The sequence below is a fragment of the Mesotoga sp. genome (assembly GCF_035363035.1).
GTDB lineage: Bacteria > Thermotogota > Thermotogae > Petrotogales > Kosmotogaceae > Mesotoga.
The window spans coordinates 1-1,900 of sequence record NZ_DAOSEH010000170.1; the positions used below are offsets into that span (position 1 = coordinate 1).

Sequence of the window (1,900 nt, forward strand, 5' to 3'; positions counted from 1 at the left end):
TGCTTTTTTGAGCCTCTGCGATAATCTCGTCGAGAGTCGGGATGCTCTGGCTGCCGAAGGCAAAGCTATTTATCGGGAAAGGGGTGCCCGGTAGCTGAAAGACTATGGGTTCGATGAGGCTCTCTGTTATCGGTATTGGAACTGGCATTATGTATAGACACCCGCTCAACGCCAGTACCATCGAAAGTATCGCCGGAATGAAAAACCATCTCTTCATAAAAATCTCTCCCCTCCAGAAATTTTAGCCGCTTTATCTTCAAGAAAGCCCGGTGTGGATCGAACAGGAATTTCTACTCGAGAAGCACACCGGGCGAGATGTTCAGGACTGTACTTTAGATTATACTCTCTATCTTTTTCATTACTTCATCGGTCAGTTTTTCTTTGACTTCGAGGGCTTTCAAGTTCTCTTCGAGCTGCTCGACCCTGCTGACCCCGAGAATTACGGAACTCACGTTCTCGTTTTTCAGAACCCAGGCCAGAGCCAGTTGAGGCAAACCGGTCTCCAGCTCTTTCGCCACATTGGCCAGTTTTCCGACTTTTTCAAGATTTTTCCTGGACAGCATGCCGTTTTCTTCCAGGTGTTTCTTCAAACCGGGGAATCTGGCGAGGCGGCTGTCTTGAGGAACTCCATCGTTGTATTTGCCGGTGAGCAATCCACTGGCCAGCGGGCTCCAGACGGTCAGTCCCATCCCGTATTTCTCGTATATGGGGAGATATTCCTTCTCCACCCTCTCTCGAGAGAGCATATTGTACTGGGGCTGTTCTACCACGGGATGAATTGCGTTGAGCTTTTCCGCCACACGGTGCGCCTCTTCGAGTTCGCCGGCACTCCACTCCGAAGTTCCCCAGTAGAAGGCCAGCCCATTTCTGACTATATAATCCATCGCCAGAACTACCTCCTCCATGGGAGTCTCGGGATCGGGCCTGTGAGCGTACAGAAGATCGACGTAACTCAACTGAAGTCGCTTCAGAGAGTTCCAGGTGCCCTCGAGAAGATGCTTCCGCGAAAGGCCTTTCTGGTTGGGCTTGTTTCCACCCCAGAAGATCTTGGTAGAAACGACGACTTCCTCGCGTTTGAACTCTTTGAGGATCTCGCCCATCATCGATTCAGACATTCCGCTCGCGTAGGCCTCGGCGTTGTCAAAGAAGTTTATTCCCTCTCTGTATGCTCTGCGCATGGCCTCCCTGGCGTTCTCGATATCCAGCTGCGCTCCGAAAGTCAACCACGAACCGAGAGACAGTTCACTGATCCTTAAACCGCTTCTTCCAACCTTGCGATATTCCATAAAGAACCTCCTTCATTCTCAATGATTTTAATTCCGATATACTTTGTTTGCTTTGATTATACCACCGTAAGCTTAACTAACAAATATCTGTCGAAACTCCTCCCCTGCTGAAGGTTCAACAAAAGCGCCAACTCGGCAAAGCATTACAGTTTTTTTCGCTTTCTCTGATAAACTTTATTTGTGAATAAAAAAGGGGGTGTTTCGTATGTACGAAAGAAGCGAAGGTAATTCTGGCATCGAAGGAATCTCTTACCAGACTCTGAGCGGTTTGAGCTACTGGGCCGGATTCGTCGGCGTATGGACTCTCATCGGCGCTACACTCGGAATAATCGGCTCGATCGCAGGAATGATAGCGAACCCCTTTTCTATATTCGGTCTCATCAGTGCTATCGTTGCGCTGGTGATGGGTCTCAGGCTAAGAAGAACGAAGAGGGAGCTGGAAACCTTCATTCACACCAAGGCTCCTGTGAATCTCGAGATAGGTCTCGACAGCATGATGAAGTATTTCAGGATCCAGGGCGTCCTTATAATCCTGGCCATCGTCTTCGTTCTTATCACAGTGATCGCCGTGATCGTAATGGGGGCGGCTTTCAATTTCAATTTCGATTTCTATA

2 protein-coding genes and 1 pseudogene are annotated in these 1,900 nt (G+C 49.0%); 1 reads left to right on the forward strand and 2 read right to left on the reverse strand.

The window, feature by feature from the left end; translation table 11 throughout:
• Positions 1–217 (reverse strand): annotated as a pseudogene (locus tag PKX57_RS12130) (hypothetical protein); the annotation flags it as partial.
• A 115-nt stretch (positions 218–332) separates the two neighbouring features.
• Positions 333–1,286, reverse strand: a complete 954-nt coding sequence (locus PKX57_RS12135; protein ID WP_470745185.1) for a potassium channel beta subunit family protein — start codon at positions 1,284–1,286, stop codon at positions 333–335.
• 205 nt (positions 1,287–1,491) lie between these two features.
• Here PKX57_RS12135 and PKX57_RS12140 point away from each other — a divergent pair.
• The coding region (locus PKX57_RS12140) for a DUF5362 family protein (protein WP_472417581.1) at positions 1,492–1,900 on the forward strand (409 nt) is incomplete at its 3' end.

Excerpts from the sequence above, each read along its gene's own strand:
- PKX57_RS12135 (WP_470745185.1), bottom strand. The coding sequence starts at position 1,286 with ATGGAATATCGCAAGGTTGGAAGAAGCGGTTTAAGGATCAGTGAACTG.